The following is a 23,794-nucleotide window of genomic DNA, read 5'->3' on the forward strand; positions in this document are numbered from 1 at the left end:
GCCCCACTGCCGTCGGCCCGCCCGACTCCGACCCACCGCCTTCGACCCACCAGCGAGGCCGGAGCGTCCGACGCTGCAAGGTGCGCTCAGCAGCGGGTGTCCACGTCTCAGGCCGCTTGATCGTTCAGCAGGGTCCACCACCACGCGATGCTGGCGATGGGCAGAGGCTGGTCCGCCTCGCGTTCCTGCAAGGGTAAAGCGGCACTGCCTGCGGGCAGGTCGGCAGGATTCTCGGGATTGACGTAGCGATTGGTGGTGAGGGACCAGTCGTAGTCCGCGCGGATCCAGGAGTCGCAGTCCGTGGCCCATCGGCGGAGTTCGGGGCCCGCGTCTCGCAGGATCTGGTCGCGGAGCCGCAGGTACAGAGCCATGGCGCGCGTGTGCATCATGGCGGTCTCGTTCACTGCTTCGGCGAGGGAACACCCCCGTTCGTAGGCGATCAGGTCGACGATGTTGCCGTATCCCTCCTGGCTGCGCTGGCGCTCCTTGTGGTACGAGACCAGGTCGTTGGACCAGCCGATGATCGAGGCGAAGACCTCGACGAAGCCGCGGACGTCGTGACGCTCGTAGTCGGCCGCAGGGAGGTCGTAGCCGTGGATGATCTCGCTCAGGGTCGAGAAGATCTTGACGCCGGAGGAGTCGAGCCGGACCGCCAGGTGGTCGGAGAGGCTGGGTATGCGCCCGTGCGCGCTGTTGGCGGCCATCCAGATCTGGCCCTGGAGATAGGCACGGAAGCTGGCGGCCCAACGGGCGGTCTGTACGGGTGTGGTGAGGCTGTCGAGCCGTAAGCGAAGCTCGCTGAGCGCAGCGCTGTACGGGTCGTCGGTGGGAGCGGCCCAGGGCACTTCGACGATGCGTTGGAGTTTGGTGATGATGAGCAGGGTGGCGTCGGGGGAGGCGGCCGACGGTCCCTCGTCGCAGAACGCGTCGTCGAAGGCGAACAGCCACATGAGGAAGTCCGAGGTCCACTGCAGGCCCGCGAGACGCCCGGAGGGGGCGCCGCGGCTGGTTATCTCGCCCACGGCGATACGCGTCAGCCGTTCGCGCTGGGCCCGGTCGGAGTAGAGGCCGAATCGATCGAGCCAGGCGGCGGAACGTTCGTCGATCTCATGCCAACTCGGGTGGATCCCCGAGGGGAGCGGAACCCACAGCTGAGGGATCTTCGGGGCTGGAGCTGGGGAGGTCATGTACCGCCCTTTCGCATGTGCTTTTCAACACCTCTGAGACCCGGAAGTTAGCAAGGTGTACGGGGAACGGGTACAGCCGTTTCAAGCCTGGTTGGGCCTACGGCCCGGTAGCCCTTCCGTCATGTGATCAGGCCGCCACATACGTCACCAACGCCCGTGAGAGGCGTGAAAGAGGTTGATCACGTCTCGTTTGGGGTTGATCGTCCTTGCTGCCAGAGGTGGCCCGAAAGTAGCTCTTGTCAGTTCAGGATTCATCTATTCTGGCCAGGACGCCGCTATTCCGCTGAGATCTCGTAACACGGTCTTGCTCATGGTTGCTGGTGAGCGTGATCGTGATCGAGTGCGACGATCCGTTCGTTCATGACGGTGTGCCGTAGGCCGAGCGCTCGCCGCGCGAGCCTGGGCAGGCAATCGCATCGTGACTCCATGCCGACCTCGCCGAGGCCGGCATCGACCACCATCGCCCGCCAGCAGCAGGCCGTGCTCGACGGGCGGCCGTTCTCGGACCCCCAAGAATTCGACGACGCCACCCGCCGCTTGGTCGCACGCTGCGGGCCGAACGCCGATACCGCGCCGGAGGGTGCCGTTCTGTGGGACAACGACCGACGCGGGCTTCTCTCCACAGGCGAGTGCTCAGCTTGTGGGCCTCGGCACGTACGCCTGACAGGTCGGTCTGATCGACGGCGAGGTCACCCTTCTTGCCGCCACCACCCCCGGACCCCGCCGTATTGAGCCGCATCTGTGTGCTGCTCGTGTCGGCGGCGTCGGACATCAGCTGTTCCCACTCGGCCCATCACATGCGCGCACCCTTTCACTCTGTGCCGGAATGCCAGGTTGCAGGACGAGCGGTACGCCGGTCCGCCGGGAGGACCGGATGGGCGGAATCCCTTCCTCGGGCGGCCGGCCCCGCGCACACACCAAGGCGGGCGGGCCGGCGAGTCCGTCGATCGCCGCGCCCGCCCGCCCTGTCACGGCGAGAGCCCCTACCGCTCCCCGTCCATGAGCCCCGACTGCACCAGCGGGTTCCCGCGGCGTCGGGTGACGAAGATTCCACGCCCCGGAGGCATCGGGCGCGGCCGTACGTTGCCGAGGATGTCGCCCTCGATCGGGTCGCCGGAGAGCATCAGGCCCTGCGCACCCAGCTCCAGGATGCGCTGCATGAAGGGCTCGTACAGCGCACGGCCCGCCCCCGCGGAGCTGCGGGCGATGATGAACCGGACGCCGACGTCCCGGGAGAACGGCAGCATCTCCGCGAGCTTGGCCAGCGGGTTCCCGCTGGACGTGGAGACGAGGTCGTAGTCGTCCACGACCACGAAGACCGTCGGGCCGCTCCACCAGCTGCGTTCGCGCAGCTCCTGGGCCGTGACGTCAGGGGAGGGCGTACGGCGCTTCATCAGGTCGTACAGCGCGTCCGCGTGGTGCTCCATGTTGTTGGACATGGGCACGTACTCGGCCAGGTGCGTCGCCGGGGTCACGTCCAGGAGCGCGCGCCGGTTGTCGATGACGAAGAACTTGGCCTCGTTCCCCGTGTACCTCTCCGTCAGCTGCTTGATGAGCAGGCGCAGCATGTTGGACTTGCCGGACTCGCTCTCGCCGAACACGAGGAAGAACGGGTCCCGCTCGAAGTCGAGGAAGACCGGCTCCAGGTTGTTCTCGTCGATACCGAACGCGATGCCCCGCTCCGGCTGCGCGTAGCCCGCGGGCAGGTCGTGCACCGGGAGTTCGCGGGGGAGCAGCCGGACCGCCGGGGCGGGAGCCGCCGTCCAGTGCCGGGCGACCTCCTGGTTCATGGCCGCCGTGGCCTCGGAGAGGTCACTGTCGGAGTTGATGCCGTCGATCCGGGGGACCGCCGCCATGAAGTGCAGCTTCTCCGGAGTCAGACCGCGGCCGGGCACGCCGGGGGGCACGTTGACCGCGGCCTTGCGGTCCAGTTCGGAGTCCATGACGTCGCCGAGCCGCAGTTCGAGCCGGTTCATCAGGTGGTCCTTCAGATTCGCCCGGACCTCCATGGAGCGCGACGCCGTGACGATCAGGTGGATGCCGTAGCCGAGACCGCGCTGCGCGATGTCCACGGCCGCTGATTCCAGCCCCTCGTAGTCCGTGCGGAAGTTCCCCCAGCCGTCGATGAGCAGGAAGACGTCACCCCACGGCTGGTCCGTCACCGAGATCTCGCCCCGCGCCCGCAGCCGGCGGAAGGTGGCGATGGAGTCGATGCCGGCGCTGCGGAAGTACTCCTCGCGGCGCGCCATGATCCCGTAGACCTCGGAGACCGTACGGCGCACCCGCTCCGGGTCGAGCCGCGACGCGATCCCACCCACGTGGGGCAGACCGGAGACCGAGGCCATGCCGCCGCCACCGAAGTCGAGGCCGTAGATCTGGACCTCCTGGGGCGTGTGCGTGAGGGCGAAGCCCGCGATGAGCGTGCGCAGCAGCGTGGACTTGCCCGACTGCGGACCGCCGGTGATCTGCATGTGGCCCGCCGCGCCGGAGAAGTCCCGGTAGAGCGTGTCCCGGCGCTGTTCGTACGGCTTGTCGACCACGCCCAGTGGTACGACGAGGCGCCCCGAGCCCTCGAAGCCGGGCTGGGTCAGCCCACGGCCCTCGACCGGTGAGAGGCCCGGCAGGAGCTCGTCCAGCGACGGCGGATTGTCCAGCGGGGGCAGCCACACCTGGTGCGCCGAGGCGCCCCGTCCCTCCAGCCGGCGGACGATCACATCGAGGACCGTGTCGGCCAGGGCGTCGTCCTCGGCCTTGCGGGCCTCGGGCACTCCGGCCTGCGCCGTCGGCTGGACGTAGCGCACCGGCACCGGAGCCGCGGTGAAGACCACGGGCCTGCGGTCCACCGGCAGAGGACCGGAGGACGCGACGGGCTGCGAGCCCGAGCGGTACACCCCGGAGACGTACGCCGCCTTGAAGCGCACCATCTCGTCCGTGCCGTACTTCAGATAGCCCGAACCGGGGACGTTCGGCAGGTGGTAGGCGTCGGGAACGCCCAGTGCGGCCCGGGACTCGCCCGCGGAGAACGTCCGCAGACCGATCCGGTACGACAGATAGGTCTCCAGACCGCGCAGCCGCCCCTCCTCGAGGCGCTGCGAGGCCAGCAGCAGATGGACGCCCAGCGAACGGCCGATGCGGCCGATCTGCACGAACATCTCGATGAAGTCGGGCTTGGCCGTCAGCAGTTCGCTGAACTCGTCGATGACCAGGACGAGGGAGGGGATGGGCTGCAGCGGGGCGCCGGCGGCCCGCGCCTTCTCGTAGTCGTGGATGTTGGCGTAGTTGCCCGCGTCGCGCAGCATCTCCTGGCGGCGGTTGAGCTCACCGCTGATGGAGTCGCCCATGCGGTCCACCAGGGTCAGGTCGTCCGCGAGGTTGGTGATCACCGCTGCGACGTGGGGCATCTGCGCCATGCCGGCGAAGGTGGCACCACCCTTGAAGTCCGCGAGGACGAAGTTGAGCGTCTCCGAGGTGTGGGTGACGGCCAGACCCAGGACGAGCGTACGGAGCAGTTCGGACTTGCCGGAACCGGTGGCGCCGACACAGAGACCGTGCGGCCCCATGCCCTCCTGCGCGGCCTCCTTGAGGTCGAGCATCACCGGGCCGCCGTCCTCGCCGACGCCGATCGGCACCCGGAGCCGCTCCGCCTGCGAGCGGGCCCGCCAGGTCCGGCTGACGTCGACCGAGGCCGCGTCGCCGAGATTCAGCAGATCGGTGAACTCCAGGTTGGCGAGCAGCGGTTCGTCGTCGTCGCCGCCCGACGCCACGTGCAGCGGGGCCAGCTGGCGGGCCAGCGCCTCCGCGGCCTCGTGGCTCAGCAGGTCGGGAACGCCGTCGTAGACCAGTCCGTGCCCCGACTCCAGCCGCAGCGAGTGGGGGTCCACCACGATAGAGAGACCGCCGCGCGCTCCGTTGACCTGGCCCGTGACGATCTCGACGACCGTCACGCCCTGGAGGCCCTCGGCCGACGCGAGCGCCGAGGTCGCGGGTACGGACTCGCCGTCGAGCACCACGACGACGTGGGGCTGGTCCATGAGCGGCTGACCGCCGGGCTGGAAGCGGGGCCGGCCGTCGAGGCGGCCCGCCAGCATCTCCTCCAGCTCCACGACGCTGGTGCTGATCAGACGGCGGCTGCCGGCGCCGTCGGTCGATCCCTGCACCTGGACGTGCGGGAGCCACTTCGTCCAGTCCCAACGGGGAGTCGCGTCCTGGCCGGTCGCGACGGCGATGATCAGGTCCTCGGGGGAGTGGAGCGATGCGAGCGATCCGATCATCGCGCGGGCCGTGGCGCGCGCGGACTCCGCCTCACCGCTGATCGTCAGGTGGTAGAAGGCGCGGAGCGAGACCGCCATCGGCAGCCCGTCCAGCGTGCCGTGGGTCGTCAGGAACTGCTGCATCGCCCCGGCGGTCAGCGGCTCCAGCTCGTCGACCGGCGCCGTGTCGGGCGCGATGAGCGGCGTGGCGAGCTCCTGGCTGCCCAGGCCGATGCGCACGTGTGCGAAGTCCGCGTCACCGACACGGCGTTCCCACACCCGGCTGCCCTCGGCGACCAGCGCCCAGAGCTGCTCCGGCGACGGGTGGAGATAGAACTGCGCGTCGCGTTGCGACCGCGCCGTCCTGAGCACCGCGCGCCGGGTCTGCGTCAGATACTTCAGATAGTCGCGCCGCATGTCCGCGAGCTGCCCCTGGGTGCCCCGCCGGAAGCGGATGATCATCGCCACGGCCATGGCGACCGTCGACGCAATCATGATCATGCCCATGATCCGCATGATCGGGTTCGGCGTCATGAAGAAGAAGACGACGGAACCACCCATGCCGAGCATCGGCAGCAGCTGCATCATCACCCCCTCCTGCTGCCCGCGAGGCAACTCGGGCGGAGGTTGCAACTGCACCTGCTCACCCGGAACTTCGGAGGGGAGGGCCCGCGGTGGGCGCTTGACGACGATCTGGCTCACAGCTCACCAATTCCCTTGCCGGACGGAACTGTTCCTATCGGCGCCCCCGTGGCGACGGGTTCCGTCCGCGGGAGGATCCTACTGGCGTACCCCGCTGTGCGAGGGCGGTAGGGTGTCGCGACGCGTGTACGCATCCGCTAACTACCGCAAAAAAATGGGTCATTCGGGACGGAGTCGGAACCCGCGATCCAGGGGTGCGTTCCAGACGTCCAGGAAAAGTATGAGGGGGAGCAGCACGTGACTATGACGGCCCAAACGGCGGCTACCGGATCCGGTCGGCCGGGTCCCGGAGTTCCGGCCGGCAACGGAACCGGATTCTGCCGGGTCACGGTCGTCGCGCCCGACAGCCGTGTCGACGTGGCGCTGCCCGAGGACATCCCCGTCGCCGACCTCTACCCGGAGATCCTCCGCCTGTCGGGGCAGAGCCCCACCCAGGGCGCCCCGGTCGGCTACCACCTGGTGCGCCGTGACGGTACCGTCCTGGACAGCGGACGCACGCTGGCCGGCCAGCGCATCCTCGACGGCGAGCTGCTGTCCCTGCGGCCCTTCTCCGAGTCGCTGCCCCCCGCGGTCTTCGACGACGTCTCCGACGCCGTCGCCACCGCCGTCGCCCGGGACCGCACCCTCTGGGGTGACGCCCTCATGCGCTCGGCCGGGCTCTTCGGCGGGTCGGTCCTGCTCGTCCTGCTCGGCTTCGCGCTGTGGACCTCCGACATCCGGCACGACATGCACGGCCTGCCGGGCATCCTGGCCGCGGTCGCCGCCGTACTCCTGCTCGCGCTGGCCTGCGTACGCGCGCGTGTCTACGCGGACCGCGGTTCGTCCATCGCGCTCGGGATCGGCGTGCTCGCCAGTGCCGCGGTCGCCGGCAGCGGCCTCCTGCCGCTCAGCGCGGGCCAGGGCGTCGGCAGGCTCCAGTTCCTGCTCGCCTGCGCCGCCGTGCTCGTGGCGTCCGTGATCCTCATGATCGCCGCACCGGAGGGCGACGGCACGTTCGTCGCCTTCGTGTTCGCCTCCGCCATCGGCGTACTGGTCACCTTCGTCGCGATCCTGACCGGCATGGAGCCGGCCGAGACGGCGGCCGTGTGCGCCCCGCTCTCCGTCGGACTCCTCGCGTTCCTGCCCGGGCTCTCCACCCGCTTCGCCCGCCTCCCGATCGGCTTCGAGCCGCCCCGCACCACCACCGGCGACTACGGGACGTCCGACCCCGCACCGCAGGGCCCGGTCGACGCCGCCCGCATCGCCGCCCAGGCGCGGCGCGGCCACGAACTGCTCCTCGGCCTGGTCGGCGGCTGCGCCCTGGTGGCCGCGGGGGCCGCCGGGGTGCTCGGCTTCTCGGACAGCGTCTGGGGCCAGCTCCTGGCACTCGCCACCGGTGCCGCGATGCTGATGCGTGCCCACCTGTTCCGCTACACCGCCCAGGTCGGCTGCGCCCTGGGAGCAGGCCTCGCCGCACTCGTGCTCCTCGGCCTGGGACTGTCGCTGAACCCGCCGGTCGAGCTGTTCCGCCAGGCGCTCAAGGGGGACAGCGCGGGACTCGACATCCGTACGATCTGGCTCACCGCCGCGGTCGCCGGCGTCGCCGCCGTGATCACCGCCATAGGGCTGATCGTCCCGCGCAAGGGCGTCACCCCCTTCTGGGGGCGCTTCCTGGAGGTCGCGGAGGCCTGCGTGCTCCTGACGCTCCTGCCCCTCTGCCTCGCTGTCTTCGACGTCTACCACTCGATCCGGGCGCTCACCAGCTGACCGCTCCGGCGCGAGGGCAACCGGGCCCACCGCGGCTGGTACGCTGTGTGACGGCCGTTTGTGTACGCGCCTCCGGGAACCATCCTGGGGGCTGCGCTCATCGGACCTTCGCCTCCGAGTCACGGAAGCTCTCCTGAGATCAAGACCAGGGGCACTCGTGGGCGCATCGAACATCAAGAGGAGTACGCGTGCCGCTCGACGCCGCTACGAAGAAGCAGATCATGTCCGAGTTCGCCCAGAAGGAGGGTGACACCGGATCCCCCGAGGTCCAGGTCGCCATGCTCTCCCGCCGGATCTCGGACCTGACGGAGCACCTCAAGACGCACAAGCACGACCACCACTCCCGTCGTGGTCTGCTGATCCTGGTCGGCCAGCGTCGCCGCCTCCTTCAGTACCTGGCCAAGAAGGACATCCAGCGCTTCCGTGCGCTCGTCGACCGCCTCGGCATCCGCCGTGGCGCGGCCGGCGGCGCCAAGTAAGGACGCTGTGAAAGGGAGCGGTTCCCACTTCTAGGGGGCCGCTCCCTTTGCCGTACGTGCGGGACCGGGGTCAAGCTCAGTAACCTGGACGTACGACACCAGACGAGGAGAGGCGCGCCAAGGCCGCCGCCGGTCCTCGGTAGTGGCCCCCGGGACAACGCCCGGGAGCTTCGATCGAAGACCGGCCCCGCACAAGGGCGCGCCCCTCCGTACCGTCCTCCGCCACACGGGCGGCAGGACGAAAGACGACGAGTATGGAGAAATCACTAGTGGAGAACGAGACCCACTACGCCGAAGCCGTGATCGACAACGGCACCTTCGGCACCCGCACCATCCGCTTCGAGACGGGCCGCCTGGCCAAGCAGGCCGCCGGCTCCGCCGTCGCGTACCTGGACGACGACACCATGGTGCTGTCGGCCACCACCGCCTCCAAGCGGCCCAAGGACCAGCTCGACTTCTTCCCCCTCACGGTGGACGTCGAGGAGCGGCAGTACGCGGCCGGGAAGATCCCCGGCTCCTTCTTCCGCCGTGAGGGCCGGCCCTCCGAGGACGCGATCCTCACCTGCCGCCTGATCGACCGCCCGCTGCGCCCCTCCTTCAAGAAGGGCCTGCGCAACGAGATCCAGATCGTCGAGACGATCATGGCGCTCAACCCCGACCACCTGTACGACGTGGTCGCGATCAACGCCGCCTCCGCCTCCACGATCCTGGCGGGCCTGCCCTTCTCGGGCCCGATCGGCGCCACCCGCGTCGCCCTGATCAAGGGCCAGTGGGTCGCCTTCCCGACGCACACCGAGCTCGAGGACGCCGTCTTCGACATGGTCGTCGCCGGTCGCGTCCTCGAGGACGGCGACGTCGCGATCATGATGGTCGAGGCCGAGGCCACCGAGAAGACCATCCAGCTCGTGAAGGACGGCGCCGAGGCCCCGACCGAAGAGGTCGTCGCCGCGGGCCTCGAGGCCGCGAAGCCCTTCATCAAGGCGCTCTGCAAGGCCCAGTCCGACCTCGCCGCCAAGGCCGCCAAGCCCACCGGCGAGTTCCCGGTCTTCCTCGACTACCAGGACGACGTCCTGGAGGCGCTCAGCAAGGCCGTCAGCACCGAGCTCGCCAAGGCGCTCACCATCGCCGGCAAGCAGGAGCGCGAGGCCGAGCTGGACCGCATCAAGGAGATCGCGGGCGAGAAGCTCCTCCCGGCCTTCGAGGGCCGCGAGAAGGAGATCTCCGGTGCCTACCGCGCGCTGACCAAGAAGCTGGTCCGCGAGCGCGTCATCAAGGACAAGGTCCGCATCGACGGCCGTGGCGTCACGGACATCCGTACGCTCGCCGCCGAGGTCGAGGCCATCCCGCGCGTGCACGGCTCGGCACTGTTCGAGCGTGGCGAGACCCAGATCCTGGGCGTCACCACCCTCAACATGCTCCGCATGGAGCAGCAGCTGGACACCCTCTCCCCGGTGACCCGCAAGCGCTACATGCACAACTACAACTTCCCGCCGTACTCCGTCGGTGAGACCGGCCGCGTGGGCTCGCCCAAGCGCCGCGAGATCGGCCACGGCGCGCTCGCCGAGCGCGCCATCGTGCCGGTGCTGCCGTCGCGCGAGGAGTTCCCCTACGCGATCCGCCAGGTCTCCGAGGCGCTGGGCTCCAACGGCTCGACGTCCATGGGCTCGGTCTGCGCCTCCACCATGTCCCTGCTGAACGCCGGTGTGCCCCTCAAGGCCGCCGTCGCCGGTATCGCCATGGGTCTGATCTCGCAGGAGATCGACGGCAAGACCCACTACGTCGCCCTCACCGACATCCTCGGTGCGGAGGACGCCTTCGGCGACATGGACTTCAAGGTCGCCGGCACGAAGCAGTTCGTGACCGCGCTCCAGCTCGACACCAAGCTCGACGGCATCCCCGCCTCGGTCCTGGCCGCCGCGCTGAAGCAGGCCCGTGACGCGCGTCTGCACATCCTGGACGTCATGAACGAGGCCATCGACGTCCCGGACGAGATGTCCCCGAACGCCCCGCGGATCATCACCGTCAAGATCCCGGTGGACAAGATCGGTGAGGTCATCGGCCCCAAGGGCAAGATGATCAACCAGATCCAGGAGGACACCGGCGCCGACATCACGATCGAGGACGACGGCACCATCTACATCGGTGCCCAGCAGGGCTCGCAGGCCGAGGCCGCCCGCGCCACGATCAACGCCATCGCCAACCCGACCATGCCGGAGGTCGGCGAGCGCTACCTGGGTACGGTCGTCAAGACCACCACCTTCGGTGCCTTCGTCTCCCTGATGCCCGGCAAGGACGGTCTGCTGCACATCTCGCAGATCCGCAAGCTCGCCGGTGGCAAGCGCGTGGAGAACGTCGAGGACGTGCTCGGCGTCGGCGCCAAGGTCCAGGTCGAGATCGCGGAGATCGACTCCCGCGGCAAGCTCTCCCTCATCCCCGTCATCGAGGGCGAAGAGGACGAGAAGAAGGACGACACCGACAAGTGACGTCCCGTAGTTCCGTGACGACGGCCCGCCCCTCCTCCGAGGGGCGGGCCGTCGCCCGTACCCAAACCCTTCTCAAGGGCAGCAACGGGATCGGCACCGTCCGCCGCACCGTCCTCCCGGGCGGTCTCCGGGTCGTCACCGAGACGCTGCCCTCCGTCCGCTCCGCGACCTTCGGGATCTGGGCCAACGTCGGTTCGCGCGACGAGACGCCCACCCTGAACGGCGCGACGCACTACCTCGAGCACCTTCTCTTCAAGGGCACGGCCAAGCGCAGCGCTCTCGACATCTCGTCCGCGATCGACGCGGTCGGCGGCGAGATGAACGCCTTCACGGCGAAGGAGTACACCTGCTACTACGCGCGGGTCCTGGACACCGACCTGCCGCTGGCCATCGATGTCGTCTGCGACATGCTGACCGGCTCCCTGATCGCCCCCGAGGACGTCGACGCCGAGCGCGGCGTCATCCTCGAGGAGATCGCCATGACGGAGGACGACCCGGGCGACTGCGTGCACGACCTGTTCGCGCACACCATGCTCGGCGACACCCCGCTCGGCCGTCCGGTCCTCGGGACCGTCGACACGATCAACGCGCTGAACCGAGGCCAGATCACCCGCTTCTACAAGAAGCACTACGACCCCACGCACCTGGTCGTCGCCGCCGCGGGCAACGTCGACCACGCCACGGTCGTACGCCAGGTCCGCAAGGCGTTCGAGCGCGCCGGGGCGCTGAGCCGTACCGACGCCGTCCCCACGGTGCCGCGCGACGGCGCCCGCACCCTGCGCGCCGCCGGCAAGGTCGAGCTCCTCAACCGCAAGACCGAGCAGGCGCACGTCGTCCTCGGCATGCCCGGCCTGGCCAGGACCGACGAGCGCCGCTGGGCGCTCGGCGTCCTGAACACCGCGCTCGGCGGCGGCATGAGCTCCCGCCTCTTCCAGGAGGTCCGGGAGAAACGAGGCCTCGCCTACAGCGTGTACTCGTACACCTCCGGCTTCGCCGACTGCGGGCTCTTCGGCGTCTACGCCGGATGCCGGCCCAGCCAGGTGCACGACGTCCTCAAGATCTGCCGCGACGAGCTCGACCGCGTGGCGACGGACGGCCTCGGCGACGAGGAGATCGGCCGGGCCGTCGGCCAGCTCGCCGGTTCCACCGTCCTCGGCCTGGAGGACACCGGCGCGCTCATGAACCGCATCGGCAAGAGCGAGCTCTGCTGGGGCGAACAGATGTCCGTGGATGACATGCTGGCCAAGATCGCGGCGGTCACCCCCGACGAGGTCCGGGCCGTCGCGGCCGACGTCCTCGGACAGCGGCCCTCGCTCTCGGTCATCGGCCCGCTGAAGGACAAGCAGGCGGACCGCCTCCAGGAAGCGGTCTCCTAACCACCCGTAAGGAAATGAGCACATGAGCAAGTTGCGCGTGGCCGTTCTCGGCGCCAGGGGACGCATCGGGTCCGAGGCGGTACGAGCCGTGGAGGCCGCGGACGACATGGAGCTGGTGGCCGCGCTCGGCCGCGGGGACGAGCTGGACGTCCTCACGGACAGCGGGGCCCAGGCGGTCGTCGAGCTGACCACACCCTCGTCGGTGATGGACAACCTCGAATTCTGCGTCCGGCACGGGATCCACGCCGTCGTAGGCACCACGGGCTGGACCGACGAACGGCTCGCGCAGCTCGACACCTGGCTCTCCGGCTCCCCGGGGACCGGTGTGCTCATCGCGCCGAACTTCTCCATCGGCGCGGTCCTCACGATGAAGTTCGCGGAGCAGGCCGCCCGCTACTTCGAATCCGTCGAGGTCATCGAGCTCCACCACCCGAACAAGGCGGACGCTCCCTCCGGCACGGCCACCCGCACCGCCCAGCTGATCGCCGCGGCGCGGGAGAAGGCCGGGGCGGCACCTCAGCCCGACGCCACCGCCACCGCGCTGGACGGGGCCCGCGGCGCCGACGTCGACGGCGTCCCCGTCCACTCGGTACGGCTCCGCGGCCTCCTCGCCCACCAGGAGGTCCTGCTGGGAAGCGAGGGCGAGACGCTCACCCTGCGCCACGACTCGCTGCACCACAGCAGCTTCATGCCGGGCATCCTGCTCGGCACCCGCCGCGTGGTGACCGCTCCCGGCCTCACCTTCGGCCTGGAACACTTCCTCGACCTGAACTGACTGGGCCCACCCCATGCGCGCAAAGCTCACCTACGTCGTCACCGCTGCCGTCCTGGTCTTCTACTTCGTCCTGGCCGGCAGCCGGGGCGTGCTGCTCATCCGGCACGGCACACTGCTCACGGTCACCTTCGGCGTGGCCGTGCTGATCCTGCCGGTGATCGGCGTCTGGTTCCTCTGGAAGAACACGCAGTTCGTCCGCAGGGCCAACGCGCTGGCCTCCGAACTGGACGCGGAGGACGGTCTCCCCGTCGACGAACTGGTGCGCACCCCGTCGGGGCGCATCGACCGCGAATCGGCCGACGCCGTGTTCGCGCGGCGCCGTGAGGAGACCGAGGACAGCCCGGACGACTGGCGCTGCTGGTTCCGGCTCGCGGTCGCCTACCAGGACGCCAGGGACACCCCCCGTGCCCGTAAGGCGATGCAGCGCGCCATCGCCCTGCACATGGACAAGCCGGTACGCGCCTGAGCGGCGCCGTACCGGCTTGTGTGGTGTCTCTGCGGCCCCGGGCGGTCCCGGACGTCAGCGGGTGCGGTATTCGTCGCCCCAGGCCTCGACGGAGTCCGTGGCACGCTCGAACGCCTCGGCCCGGGCCAGGAAGTCCGCGTTGTGGTCGGTGACCAGCGGCGCCAACGGCTGGCCCCCCTTGCGCACCACGACCAGGGCCTGTCCCTGGACGGTGCGCGGGAAACCGAGCCACTTCACGGGCTGCTGCACCGTGCGGACCGCCGCGGTGTCCTCCCACCGCACGGTCGTCGTACGGAGGAAGCCCACCCGGCGCACGCCGTGCCGGCTGACCCAGGCGCCGACCCGCAGCAGCCGCAGTGCGCAGACGATCACCGCGCCGGCGAGTGCGAAGCACAGGGTGGCGCCGGACAGCGATCCGGCGAACGTGATGATCATCGCGGCGAGCAGCACGAAGGACGCCAGCAGTAGCGAGGTGGCCGCCGCCGCGACCCGCCACGGGCCGGGGCGGTAGGGCCGACGCCAGCTGTCGTGGTCGTCGAACGGCAGCGCGATGTCCTCTGCGTCCGCGTCGAATACGCGGTCGGCCGTCAGAAAGGGCAGGGGCACGACTGATCCTCACTCACAAGCACGCTCGATTGCTGTGCCCGGTGAGGCTACCGAGCAGCCCCCCGGCCGACCACCCCAGGGGGCCCGTACGGGTCAGCGGTGCTGGGAAGCCTCGGACGTCTGGCCGTGCGACGGAGTCCGGTCGGTGTCGAGTGCGGGCAGGCCGAAGAGCAGCGATCCGGCGAAGCCGGCGATCAGCGTGAGCCCTACGAGGGAACGAGCGGCCAGCTGGGAACGGCTGGCGCGCTGGCGGGGAGGCGGAGTGACATTACTGCGGAACCGGTCTGCCTCGGCAACGAACGAGAACGGGACGGATTCACGCCGGCGGAACATGAGGAAGCTCTCCTTGAACTCTGTGACGGGTGCTGCTAATGAGTCAGACGTACGAGTGGCCCGATCGGTGCCCCGAATCGCCGAACCGGTCCAAATTTCCTGCTGACGGATCGCTTCCCCACGGCCCGTAGAGTGGACGCCGCCCGAGCGACGCAATTGGAAGGACCCCCGCCGGTGAGCGACACCCCCGAGCCCACGAAGGCCCATTTCCGCAGCGACGTCACCGTTGACCTGGTGAAATCAGCGGCCGGTGACTCCGACGTGCTGTTCGCAGCCCGCGTGTCCACGGCCGGGGAGCAGTCCCTGGAAGAGGTCACGAAGGACCCCGAGCGCTCCAAGGGGCTCATCAACTACCTGATGCGGGACCGGCACGGCAGCCCGTTCGAGCACAACTCGATGACCTTCTTCATCAGCGCCCCCATCTTCGTGTTCCGCGAGTTCATGCGGCACCGCGTGGGCTGGTCGTACAACGAGGAATCGGGCCGCTACAGGGAGCTCGAGCCGGTCTTCTACGTCCCGGGGGAGTCCCGCAAGCTCATCCAGCAGGGCCGCCCCGGAAAGTACGAATTCGTCGAGGGGACCCCGGAGCAGCACGAGCTCACCAGCCGCGCGATGGAGGACTCCTACCGCCAGGCGTACGACGCCTACCAGGAGATGCTCGCCGCCGGGGTCGCCCGTGAGGTCGCCCGCGCAGTGCTGCCCGTCGGTCTCTTCTCCACGATGTACGCCACCTGCAACGCCCGGTCGCTGATGCACTTCCTCGGGCTGCGCACCCAGCACGAGCTGGCCAAGGTGCCTTCGTTCCCGCAGCGCGAGATCGAGATGGTCGGTGAGCAGATGGAACAGCACTGGCAGAGCCTGATGCCGCTCACTCATGCTGCCTTCAACAAAAACGGACGGGTCGCCCCGTAGGCGGTGTCCGTATTGCGGCGTTTCGAGAAGTTCATCTAGGCTGATCAAACGGACCCGGCACTGCTTGAACCCCCGAGCAGGCAGTGCCGGGCTCCTCTTCCTCGTCCCCCCGAGGGGGCACGGCGCTCCGAGCAACGAGTAGCGTGTTACCCATGGCTCCGATCTCCACTCCGCAGACCCCCTTCGGGAGGGTCCTCACCGCTATGGTCACGCCGTTCACGGCGGACGGCGCACTCGACCTCGACGGCGCCCAGCGGCTCGCCGTCCACCTGGTGGACGCAGGCAATGACGGCCTGATCGTCAACGGCACCACGGGCGAGTCACCGACCACCAGCAACGCGGAGAAAGACCAGCTCGTGCGGGCTGTGCTGGAAGCGGTAGGAGACCGTGCCCACGTCATCGCGGGCGTCGGCACCAACGACACACGGCACAGCATCGAGCTGGCCCGGACCGCCGAGCGCACCGGCGCCCACGGCCTCCTCGCGGTCACGCCGTACTACAACAAGCCACCGCAGGAGGGCCTCCTCCGGCACTTCGGCGCCATCGCGGACTCCACGGAGCTCCCGGTGATGCTGTACGACATTCCCGGCCGCAGCGGTGTGCCGATCGACACAGAGACGCTCGTACGGCTCGCCGAGCACCCCAGGATCGTCGCCAACAAGGACGCCAAGGGCGACCTGGGCCGTGCCAGCTGGGCCATCGCCCAGTCCGGCCTCGCCTGGTACTCCGGTGACGACATGCTCAACCTCCCGCTGCTCTCGGTCGGAGCCGTCGGCTTCGTCTCCGTCGTCGGCCATGTCGTCACCCCCGAACTGCGCGCCCTCATCGAGGCCCACCTCGGCGGTGACGTGCAGAAGGCCACGGAGATCCACCAGAAGCTGCTCCCGGTCTTCACCGGGATGTTCCGCACCCAGGGCGTGATCACCACCAAGGCCGCGCTCACCCTGCAGGGCCTGCCCGCCGGCCCGCTGCGCCTCCCTCTGGTGGAACTCACCGCACAGGAGACGGCCCAGCTCAAGATCGATCTGGCTGCCGGTGGGGTACAGCTCTAACCACGGACTTCACAACTGAATACGCGAGGACACTCGCGGCGGAAACACCACCTGACAACAGCAAGTGCACGAATGACATGCGCGCCACGTGCCCTCAGCGGGACGTGGCGCGCGTGGTAAGGAGAGTCTTTTGAGTCATCCGCATCCTGAACTCGGTACCCCGCCGAAGCTCCCCAAGGGTGGCCTTCGGGTCACCCCGCTGGGCGGCCTGGGCGAGATCGGCCGCAACATGACGGTCTTCGAGTACGGCGGCCGTCTGCTCATCGTCGACTGCGGCGTGCTCTTCCCGGAGGAGGAGCAGCCCGGCATCGACCTGATCCTTCCGGACTTCACCACCATCCGGGACCGCCTGGACGACGTCGAGGGCATCGTCCTCACGCACGGCCATGAGGACCACATCGGTGCCGTCCCGTATCTGCTCCGGCTGAAGCCGGACATCCCCCTCATCGGCTCCAAGCTGACCCTCGCGCTCATCGAGGCCAAGCTTCAGGAGCACCGGATCCGTCCCTACACGCTCGAGGTGACCGAGGGACAGCGTGAGCGCATCGGGATCTTCGACTGCGAGTTCGTCGCGGTCAACCACTCCATCCCGGACGCCCTCGCGGTCGCCATCCGCACCCCCGCGGGCATGGCCGTCGTGACCGGTGACTTCAAGATGGACCAGCTCCCGCTGGACGGCCGTCTCACCGACCTGCACGCCTTCGCGAGGCTGAGCGAGGAAGGCATCGACCTTCTTCTCTCCGACTCGACGAACGCGGAGGTCCCCGGATTCGTTCCGCCGGAGCGGGACATCTCCAACGTCCTGCGCACGGTGTTCGCAAACGCCCAGAAGCGCATCATCGTGGCGAGCTTCGCGAGCCACGTGCACCGCATCCAGCAGATCCTGGACGCCGCCCACGAGTACGGCCGCAGGGTCGCCTTCGTCGGACGCTCCATGGTCCGCAACATGGGCATCGCCCGTGACCTGGGCTATCTCAAGGTGCCCGCGGGCCTGGTCGTGGACGTCAAGAGCCTCGACGACCTGCCCGACGACGAGGTCGTGCTCGTCTGCACGGGCTCCCAGGGCGAGCCCATGGCGGCGCTGTCCCGCATGGCCAACCGCGACCACCAGATCCGGATCGTCCCGGGCGACACCGTGATCCTGGCGTCGTCCCTGATCCCGGGCAACGAGAACGCGGTCTACCGCGTGATCAACGGCCTGACCCGCTGGGGCGCGAACGTCGTCCACAAGGGGAATGCCAAGGTTCACGTCTCGGGCCACGCCTCGGCCGGCGAGCTGCTGTACTTCTACAACATCTGCAAGCCGAAGAACCTGATGCCCGTGCACGGCGAGTGGCGCCACCTCAGGGCCAACGCCGAACTGGGCGCGCTGACGGGTGTGCCCAAGGACCACATCGTCATCGCGGAGGACGGCGTCGTCGTCGACCTCGTCGACGGCAAGGCGAAGATCGTCGGCAAGGTCCAGGCGGGCTATGTGTACGTCGACGGCCTCTCGGTCGGCGATGTCACGGAGACCTCCCTCAAGGACCGTCGCATCCTCGGCGACGAGGGGATCATCTCGGTCTTCATCGTGGTCGACAGTTCCTCGGGGAAGATCGTGGGCGGGCCGCACATCCAGGCCCGCGGCTCCGGCATCGACGACTCCGCGTTCAGCGCCGTCGTGCCGAAGGTCGAGGACGCCCTCAACAAGTCCGCCCAGGATGGCGTGATGGAGCCCCACCAGCTCCAGCAGCTGGTCCGACGCACGGTGGGCAAGTGGGTGTCGGACACCTACCGTCGGCGCCCGATGATCCTTCCGGTCGTGGTCGAGGTCTGACCCCGACGGCCACCGACAGGCGGCCAACCAGGAGCGGGGCGCCCCGATTTGCATCGGGGCGCCCCGCTCCAGTAGGTTTGCCATTCCGCCTGAACGGGAAGCAGCCCGCGCACCTGTGCGCAGGGAGCCCTCGGAAGGGGCGGGAAATCCGGCTCAGAATCTCTGATAAAGTCGGGTCAGCCGAAAGGCAAAGGCCACTCCACAGGCCGCCGGAATCAAATTCGGATCGGAAACGGAACGGAAGAGAGTCTGGTAAAGTTGGAGCCGCCGGAAAGGGAAACGCGAAAGCGAAGAACTGGAAAGCGAATCAGCAGGATCCCGCTTTGGCCGGGAATCGGACACGAAAGAGTCTGATAGAGTCGGAAACGCAAGAACGAAGGGAAGCGCCCGGAGGGGCCCGGTGAAACGGGACCGAAGGAAGCGTCCGTTCCTTGAGAACTCAACAGCGTGCCAAAAGTCAACGCCAGATATGTTGATACCCCGGCCTGCTTCGGCAGGTTGGTGGTTCCTTTGAAAAGTCCTGCCGGCCCTTCACGGTCCGGTAGGCAACAACAGCGAGGACGCTGTGAACGACCGGTCATATTCCGACCTGGTCGTTCCGCTCTCGTGTTGTGATCCCGATTACGGGAAAACATTCACGGAGAGTTTGATCCTGGCTCAGGACGAACGCTGGCGGCGTGCTTAACACATGCAAGTCGAACGATGAAGCCCTTCGGGGTGGATTAGTGGCGAACGGGTGAGTAACACGTGGGCAATCTGCCCTTCACTCTGGGACAAGCCCTGGAAACGGGGTCTAATACCGGATAACACTCTGTCCCTCATGGGGCGGGGTTAAAAGCTCCGGCGGTGAAGGATGAGCCCGCGGCCTATCAGCTTGTTGGTGGGGTAATGGCCTACCAAGGCGACGACGGGTAGCCGGCCTGAGAGGGCGACCGGCCACACTGGGACTGAGACACGGCCCAGACTCCTACGGGAGGCAGCAGTGGGGAATATTGCACAATGGGCGAAAGCCTGATGCAGCGACGCCGCGTGAGGGATGACGGCCTTCGGGTTGTAAACCTCTTTCAGCAGGGAAGAAGCGAAAGTGACGGTACCTGCAGAAGAAGCGCCGGCTAACTACGTGCCAGCAGCCGCGGTAATACGTAGGGCGCAAGCGTTGTCCGGAATTATTGGGCGTAAAGAGCTCGTAGGCGGCTTGTCACGTCGGATGTGAAAGCTCGGGGCTTAACCCCGAGTCTGCATTCGATACGGGCTAGCTAGAGTGTGGTAGGGGAGATCGGAATTCCTGGTGTAGCGGTGAAATGCGCAGATATCAGGAGGAACACCGGTGGCGAAGGCGGATCTCTGGGCCATTACTGACGCTGAGGAGCGAAAGCGTGGGGAGCGAACAGGATTAGATACCCTGGTAGTCCACGCCGTAAACGTTGGGAACTAGGTGTTGGCGACATTCCACGTCGTCGGTGCCGCAGCTAACGCATTAAGTTCCCCGCCTGGGGAGTACGGCCGCAAGGCTAAAACTCAAAGGAATTGACGGGGGCCCGCACAAGCAGCGGAGCATGTGGCTTAATTCGACGCAACGCGAAGAACCTTACCAAGGCTTGACATATACCGGAAAGCATCAGAGATGGTGCCCCCCTTGTGGTCGGTATACAGGTGGTGCATGGCTGTCGTCAGCTCGTGTCGTGAGATGTTGGGTTAAGTCCCGCAACGAGCGCAACCCTTGTTCTGTGTTGCCAGCATGCCCTTCGGGGTGATGGGGACTCACAGGAGACTGCCGGGGTCAACTCGGAGGAAGGTGGGGACGACGTCAAGTCATCATGCCCCTTATGTCTTGGGCTGCACACGTGCTACAATGGCCGGTACAATGAGCTGCGATGCCGCGAGGCGGAGCGAATCTCAAAAAGCCGGTCTCAGTTCGGATTGGGGTCTGCAACTCGACCCCATGAAGTCGGAGTTGCTAGTAATCGCAGATCAGCATTGCTGCGGTGAATACGTTCCCGGGCCTTGTACACACCGCCCGTCACGTCACGAAAGTCGGTAACACCCGAAGCCGGTGGCCCAACCCCTTGTGGGAGGGAGCTGTCGAAGGTGGGACTGGCGATTGGGACGAAGTCGTAACAAGGTAGCCGTACCGGAAGGTGCGGCTGGATCACCTCCTTTCTAAGGAGCATCTAGATTCTCTTCGGGGAATCCAGAGGCCATTTCGTCGGCAAATGTTCGACGGTGGTTGCTCATGGGTGGAACGTTGACTATTCGGCACGACAGGTTGTTTTTGCGAGTACTGCTTCGGCGTGGAAAGTGAGAATGGATCGGTCGGGTCGGGCACGCTGTTGGGTATCTGAAGGTACGGGCTCGTTTGAGTCTGTCCCTTTGGTTGCCGGCCCCAGTGAACTCGCCTGTAAGGGTGGGGTGATGGGTGGCTGGTCGTTGTTTGAGAACTGCACAGTGGACGCGAGCATCTGTGGCCAAGTTTTTAAGGGCGCACGGTGGATGCCTTGGCACCAGGAACCGATGAAGGACGTGGGAGGCCACGATAGTCCCCGGGGAGCTGTCAACCAAGCTTTGATCCGGGGGTTTCCGAATGGGGAAACCCGGCAGTCGTCATGGGCTGTCACCCGCTGCTGAACACATAGGCAGTGTGGAGGGAACGCGGGGAAGTGAAACATCTCAGTACCCGCAGGAAGAGAAAACAACCGTGATTCCGGGAGTAGTGGCGAGCGAAACTGGATGAGGCCAAACCGTATGCGTGTGATACCCGGCAGGGGTTGCGCATGCGGGGTTGTGGGAGTTCTCTTGATCAATCTGCCGATTGGTCGGCAAGTCAGAAACCGTTGGTGTAGGCGAAGGACATGCGAAAGGTCCGGCGTAGAGGGTAAGACCCCCGTAGCTGAAACATCAACGGCTTGCTTGAGAACCACCCAAGTAGCACGGGGCCCGAGAAATCCCGTGTGAATCTGGCGGGACCACCCGCTAAGCCTAAATATTCCCTGGTGACCGATAGCGGATAGTACCGTGAGGGAATGGTGAAAAGTACCGCGGGAGCGGAGTGAAATAGTACCTGAAACCGTGTGCCTACAAGCCGTGGGAGCGTCGCTGTATGTGCTTGCACATGCAGTCGTGACTGCGTGCCTTTTGAAGAATGAGCCTGCGAGTTAGCGGTGTGTAGCGAGGTTAACCCGTGTGGGGAAGCCGTAGCGAAAGCGAGTCCGAATAGGGCGATTGAGTTGCACGCTCTAGACCCGAAGCGGAGTGATCTAGCCATGGGCAGGTTGAAGCGGAGGTAAGACTTCGTGGAGGACCGAACCCACCAGGGTTGAAAACCTGGGGGATGACCTGTGGTTAGGGGTGAAAGGCCAATCAAACTCCGTGATAGCTGGTTCTCCCCGAAATGCATTTAGGTGCAGCGTCGTGTGTTTCTTGCCGGAGGTAGAGCACTGGATAGGCGATGGGCCCTACCGGGTTACTGACCTTAGCCAAACTCCGAATGCCGGTAAGTGAGAGCACGGCAGTGAGACTGTGGGGGATAAGCTCCATGGTCGAGAGGGAAACAGCCCAGAGCATCGACTAAGGCCCCTAAGCGTACGCTAAGTGGGAAAGGATGTGGAGTCGCAGAGACAACCAGGAGGTTGGCTTAGAAGCAGCCACCCTTGAAAGAGTGCGTAATAGCTCACTGGTCAAGTGATTCCGCGCCGACAATGTAGCGGGGCTCAAGCGTACCGCCGAAGTCGTGTCATTCATACACATATCCTCAACGGGAGTATGGATGGGTAGGGGAGCGTCGTGTGCCGGGTGAAGCAGCCGCGGAAGCGAGTTGTGGACGGTTCACGAGTGAGAATGCAGGCATGAGTAGCGATACACACGTGAGAAACGTGTGCGCCGATTGACTAAGGGTTCCTGGGTCAAGCTGATCTGCCCAGGGTAAGTCGGGACCTAAGGCGAGGCCGACAGGCGTAGTCGATGGACAACCGGTTGATATTCCGGTACCCGCTTTGAAACGCCCAATACTGAATCAGGCGATGCTAAGTCCGTGAAGCCGGCCCGATCTCTTCGGAGTTGAGGGTAGTGGTGGAGCCGACGAACCAGACTTGTACTAGGTAAGCGATGGGGTGACGCAGGAAGGTAGTCCAACCCGGGCGATGGTTGTTCCCGGGGTAAGGGTGTAGGCCGTGTGGTAGGTAAATCCGTCACACATTAAGGCTGAGACCTGATGCCGAGCCGATTGTGGTGAAGTGGATGATCCTATGCTGTCGAGAAAAGCCTCTAGCGAGTTTCATGGCGGCCCGTACCCTAAACCGACTCAGGTAGTCAGGTAGAGAATACCGAGGCGTTCGGGTGAACTATGGTTAAGGAACTCGGCAAAATGCCCCCGTAACTTCGGGAGAAGGGGGGCCATCACTGGTGATCCGATTTACTCGGTGAGCTGGGGGTGGCCGCAGAGACCAGCGAGAAGCGACTGTTTACTAAAAACACAGGTCCGTGCGAAGCCGTAAGGCGATGTATACGGACTGACGCCTGCCCGGTGCTGGAACGTTAAGGGGACCGGTTAGTGCACTTTCGGGTGTGCGAAGCTGAGAACTTAAGCGCCAGTAAACGGCGGTGGTAACTATAACCATCCTAAGGTAGCGAAATTCCTTGTCGGGTAAGTTCCGACCTGCACGAATGGCGTAACGACTTCTCGACTGTCTCAACCATAGGCCCGGTGAAATTGCACTACGAGTAAAGATGCTCGTTTCGCGCAGCAGGACGGAAAGACCCCGGGACCTTTACTATAGTTTGATATTGGTGTTCGGTTCGGCTTGTGTAGGATAGGTGGGAGACTTTGAAGCGGCCACGCCAGTGGTTGTGGAGTCGTCGTTGAAATACCACTCTGGTCGTGCTGGATGTCTAACCTGGGTCCGTGATCCGGATCAGGGACAGTGTCTGATGGGTAGTTTAACTGGGGCGGTTGCCTCCTAAAGAGTAACGGAGGCGCCCAAAGGTTCCCTCAGCCTGGTTGGCAATCAGGTGTTGAGTGTAAGTGCACAAGGGAGCTTGACTGTGAGACCGACGGGTCGAGCAGGGACGAAAGTCGGGACTAGTGATCCGGCAGTGGCTTGTGGAAGCGCTGTCGCTCAACGGATAAAAGGTACCCCGGGGATAACAGGCTGATCTTCCCCAAGAGTCCATATCGACGGGATGGTTTGGCACCTCGATGTCGGCTCGTCGCATCCTGGGGCTGGAGTCGGTCCCAAGGGTTGGGCTGTTCGCCCATTAAAGCGGTACGCGAGCTGGGTTTAGAACGTCGTGAGACAGTTCGGTCCCTATCCGCTGTGCGCGTAGGAATATTGAGAAGGGCTGTCCCTAGTACGAGAGGACCGGGACGGACGAACCTCTGGTGTGCCAGTTGTCCTGCCAAGGGCATGGCTGGTTGGCTACGTTCGGAAAGGATAACCGCTGAAAGCATCTAAGCGGGAAGCCTGCTTCGAGATGAGTATTCCCACCACCTTGAGTGGTTAAGGCTCCCAGTAGACGACTGGGTTGATAGGCCAGATGTGGAAGCCCGGTAACGGGTGGAGCTGACTGGTACTAATAGGCCGAGGGCTTGTCCTCAGTTGCTCGCGTCCACTGTGTT

13 protein-coding genes and 2 rRNA genes are annotated in these 23,794 nt (G+C 66.3%); 11 read left to right on the forward strand and 4 right to left on the reverse strand.

Annotated features, from left to right (window positions below):
* Window positions 1–107: 107 nt before the first annotated feature.
* Both B9S57_RS17820 and eccCa read right to left on the reverse strand, forming a co-directional pair.
* Window positions 108–1,187: a (+)-(1(10)E,4E,6S,7R)-germacradien-6-ol synthase gene (locus tag B9S57_RS17820; protein WP_103516561.1), complete on the reverse strand. Its 1,080-nt coding sequence runs from the start codon at window positions 1,185–1,187 to the stop codon at window positions 108–110.
* A 983-nt stretch (window positions 1,188–2,170) separates the two neighbouring features.
* The gene (gene eccCa / locus B9S57_RS17825) at window positions 2,171–6,139 is read right to left on the reverse strand and encodes a type VII secretion protein EccCa (protein ID WP_103516562.1); all 3,969 of its coding nucleotides are present in this window, start codon (window positions 6,137–6,139) and stop codon (window positions 2,171–2,173) included.
* Window positions 6,140–6,382: 243 nt separating this feature from the next.
* Here eccCa and eccD point away from each other — a divergent pair, with 243 nt between their 5' ends.
* The 6 genes from eccD to B9S57_RS17855 all read left to right on the forward strand — a co-directional run bounded on the left by eccD (window position 6,383) and on the right by B9S57_RS17855 (window position 13,464).
* The gene (eccD, locus tag B9S57_RS17830) at window positions 6,383–7,885 is read left to right on the forward strand and encodes a type VII secretion integral membrane protein EccD (RefSeq protein WP_103516563.1); all 1,503 of its coding nucleotides are present in this window, start codon (window positions 6,383–6,385) and stop codon (window positions 7,883–7,885) included.
* 188 nt (window positions 7,886–8,073) lie between these two features.
* Window positions 8,074–8,364: a 30S ribosomal protein S15 gene (rpsO, locus tag B9S57_RS17835; protein WP_003965855.1), complete on the forward strand. Its 291-nt coding sequence runs from the start codon at window positions 8,074–8,076 to the stop codon at window positions 8,362–8,364.
* 269 nt (window positions 8,365–8,633) lie between these two features.
* Window positions 8,634–10,847 (forward strand): polyribonucleotide nucleotidyltransferase, encoded by a 2,214-nt coding sequence (locus B9S57_RS17840; RefSeq protein ID WP_103516564.1) that lies wholly within the window; start codon window positions 8,634–8,636, stop codon window positions 10,845–10,847.
* Window positions 10,844–12,223, forward strand: a complete 1,380-nt coding sequence (locus B9S57_RS17845; RefSeq protein WP_103516565.1) for a pitrilysin family protein — start codon at window positions 10,844–10,846, stop codon at window positions 12,221–12,223. Before B9S57_RS17840 ends, B9S57_RS17845 begins: the two co-directional genes overlap by 4 nt.
* 22 nt (window positions 12,224–12,245) lie before the next feature.
* Window positions 12,246–12,998 carry a 4-hydroxy-tetrahydrodipicolinate reductase gene (gene dapB / locus B9S57_RS17850; RefSeq protein WP_103516566.1) on the forward strand — a complete coding sequence of 251 codons (753 nt, stop codon included), beginning with the start codon at window positions 12,246–12,248 and terminating at the stop codon, window positions 12,996–12,998.
* A gap of 13 nt (window positions 12,999–13,011) precedes the next feature.
* Window positions 13,012–13,464, forward strand: a complete 453-nt coding sequence (locus B9S57_RS17855; protein WP_103516567.1) for a tetratricopeptide repeat protein — start codon at window positions 13,012–13,014, stop codon at window positions 13,462–13,464.
* A gap of 54 nt (window positions 13,465–13,518) precedes the next feature.
* Here the strand turns inward: B9S57_RS17855 and B9S57_RS17860 are convergent, their stop codons facing one another.
* Both B9S57_RS17860 and B9S57_RS17865 read right to left on the reverse strand, forming a co-directional pair.
* Complete coding sequence (locus B9S57_RS17860; RefSeq protein ID WP_103516568.1) at window positions 13,519–14,070, reverse strand: hypothetical protein; 552 nt, start codon at window positions 14,068–14,070, stop codon at window positions 13,519–13,521.
* A gap of 93 nt (window positions 14,071–14,163) precedes the next feature.
* Window positions 14,164–14,403 carry a hypothetical protein gene (locus B9S57_RS17865; protein WP_065847239.1) on the reverse strand — a complete coding sequence of 80 codons (240 nt, stop codon included), beginning with the start codon at window positions 14,401–14,403 and terminating at the stop codon, window positions 14,164–14,166.
* A gap of 174 nt (window positions 14,404–14,577) precedes the next feature.
* Here B9S57_RS17865 and thyX point away from each other — a divergent pair, with 174 nt between their 5' ends.
* The 5 genes from thyX to B9S57_RS17895 all read left to right on the forward strand — a co-directional run bounded on the left by thyX (window position 14,578) and on the right by B9S57_RS17895 (window position 23,772).
* A complete protein-coding gene (gene thyX, locus B9S57_RS17870; RefSeq protein ID WP_103516569.1) occupies window positions 14,578–15,315 on the forward strand; it encodes an FAD-dependent thymidylate synthase in 738 nt (245 codons plus the stop codon).
* Window positions 15,316–15,467: 152 nt separating this feature from the next.
* Window positions 15,468–16,367 (forward strand): 4-hydroxy-tetrahydrodipicolinate synthase, encoded by a 900-nt coding sequence (dapA, locus tag B9S57_RS17875; protein ID WP_103516570.1) that lies wholly within the window; start codon window positions 15,468–15,470, stop codon window positions 16,365–16,367.
* Window positions 16,368–16,497: 130 nt separating this feature from the next.
* Window positions 16,498–18,183, forward strand: a complete 1,686-nt coding sequence (locus tag B9S57_RS17880) for a ribonuclease J (protein WP_103516571.1) — start codon at window positions 16,498–16,500, stop codon at window positions 18,181–18,183.
* Between the two features lie 634 nt (window positions 18,184–18,817).
* Window positions 18,818–20,343, forward strand: a 16S ribosomal RNA gene (locus tag B9S57_RS17890).
* A 303-nt stretch (window positions 20,344–20,646) separates the two neighbouring features.
* Window positions 20,647–23,772, forward strand: a 23S ribosomal RNA gene (locus B9S57_RS17895).
* Together the 16S and 23S rRNA genes form the textbook arrangement of a ribosomal RNA operon.
* The last annotated feature ends 22 nt before the right edge of the window (window positions 23,773–23,794 follow it).

The sequence above is a fragment of the Streptomyces sp. SM10 genome, assembly GCF_002910915.1.
GTDB lineage: Bacteria > Actinomycetota > Actinomycetes > Streptomycetales > Streptomycetaceae > Streptomyces.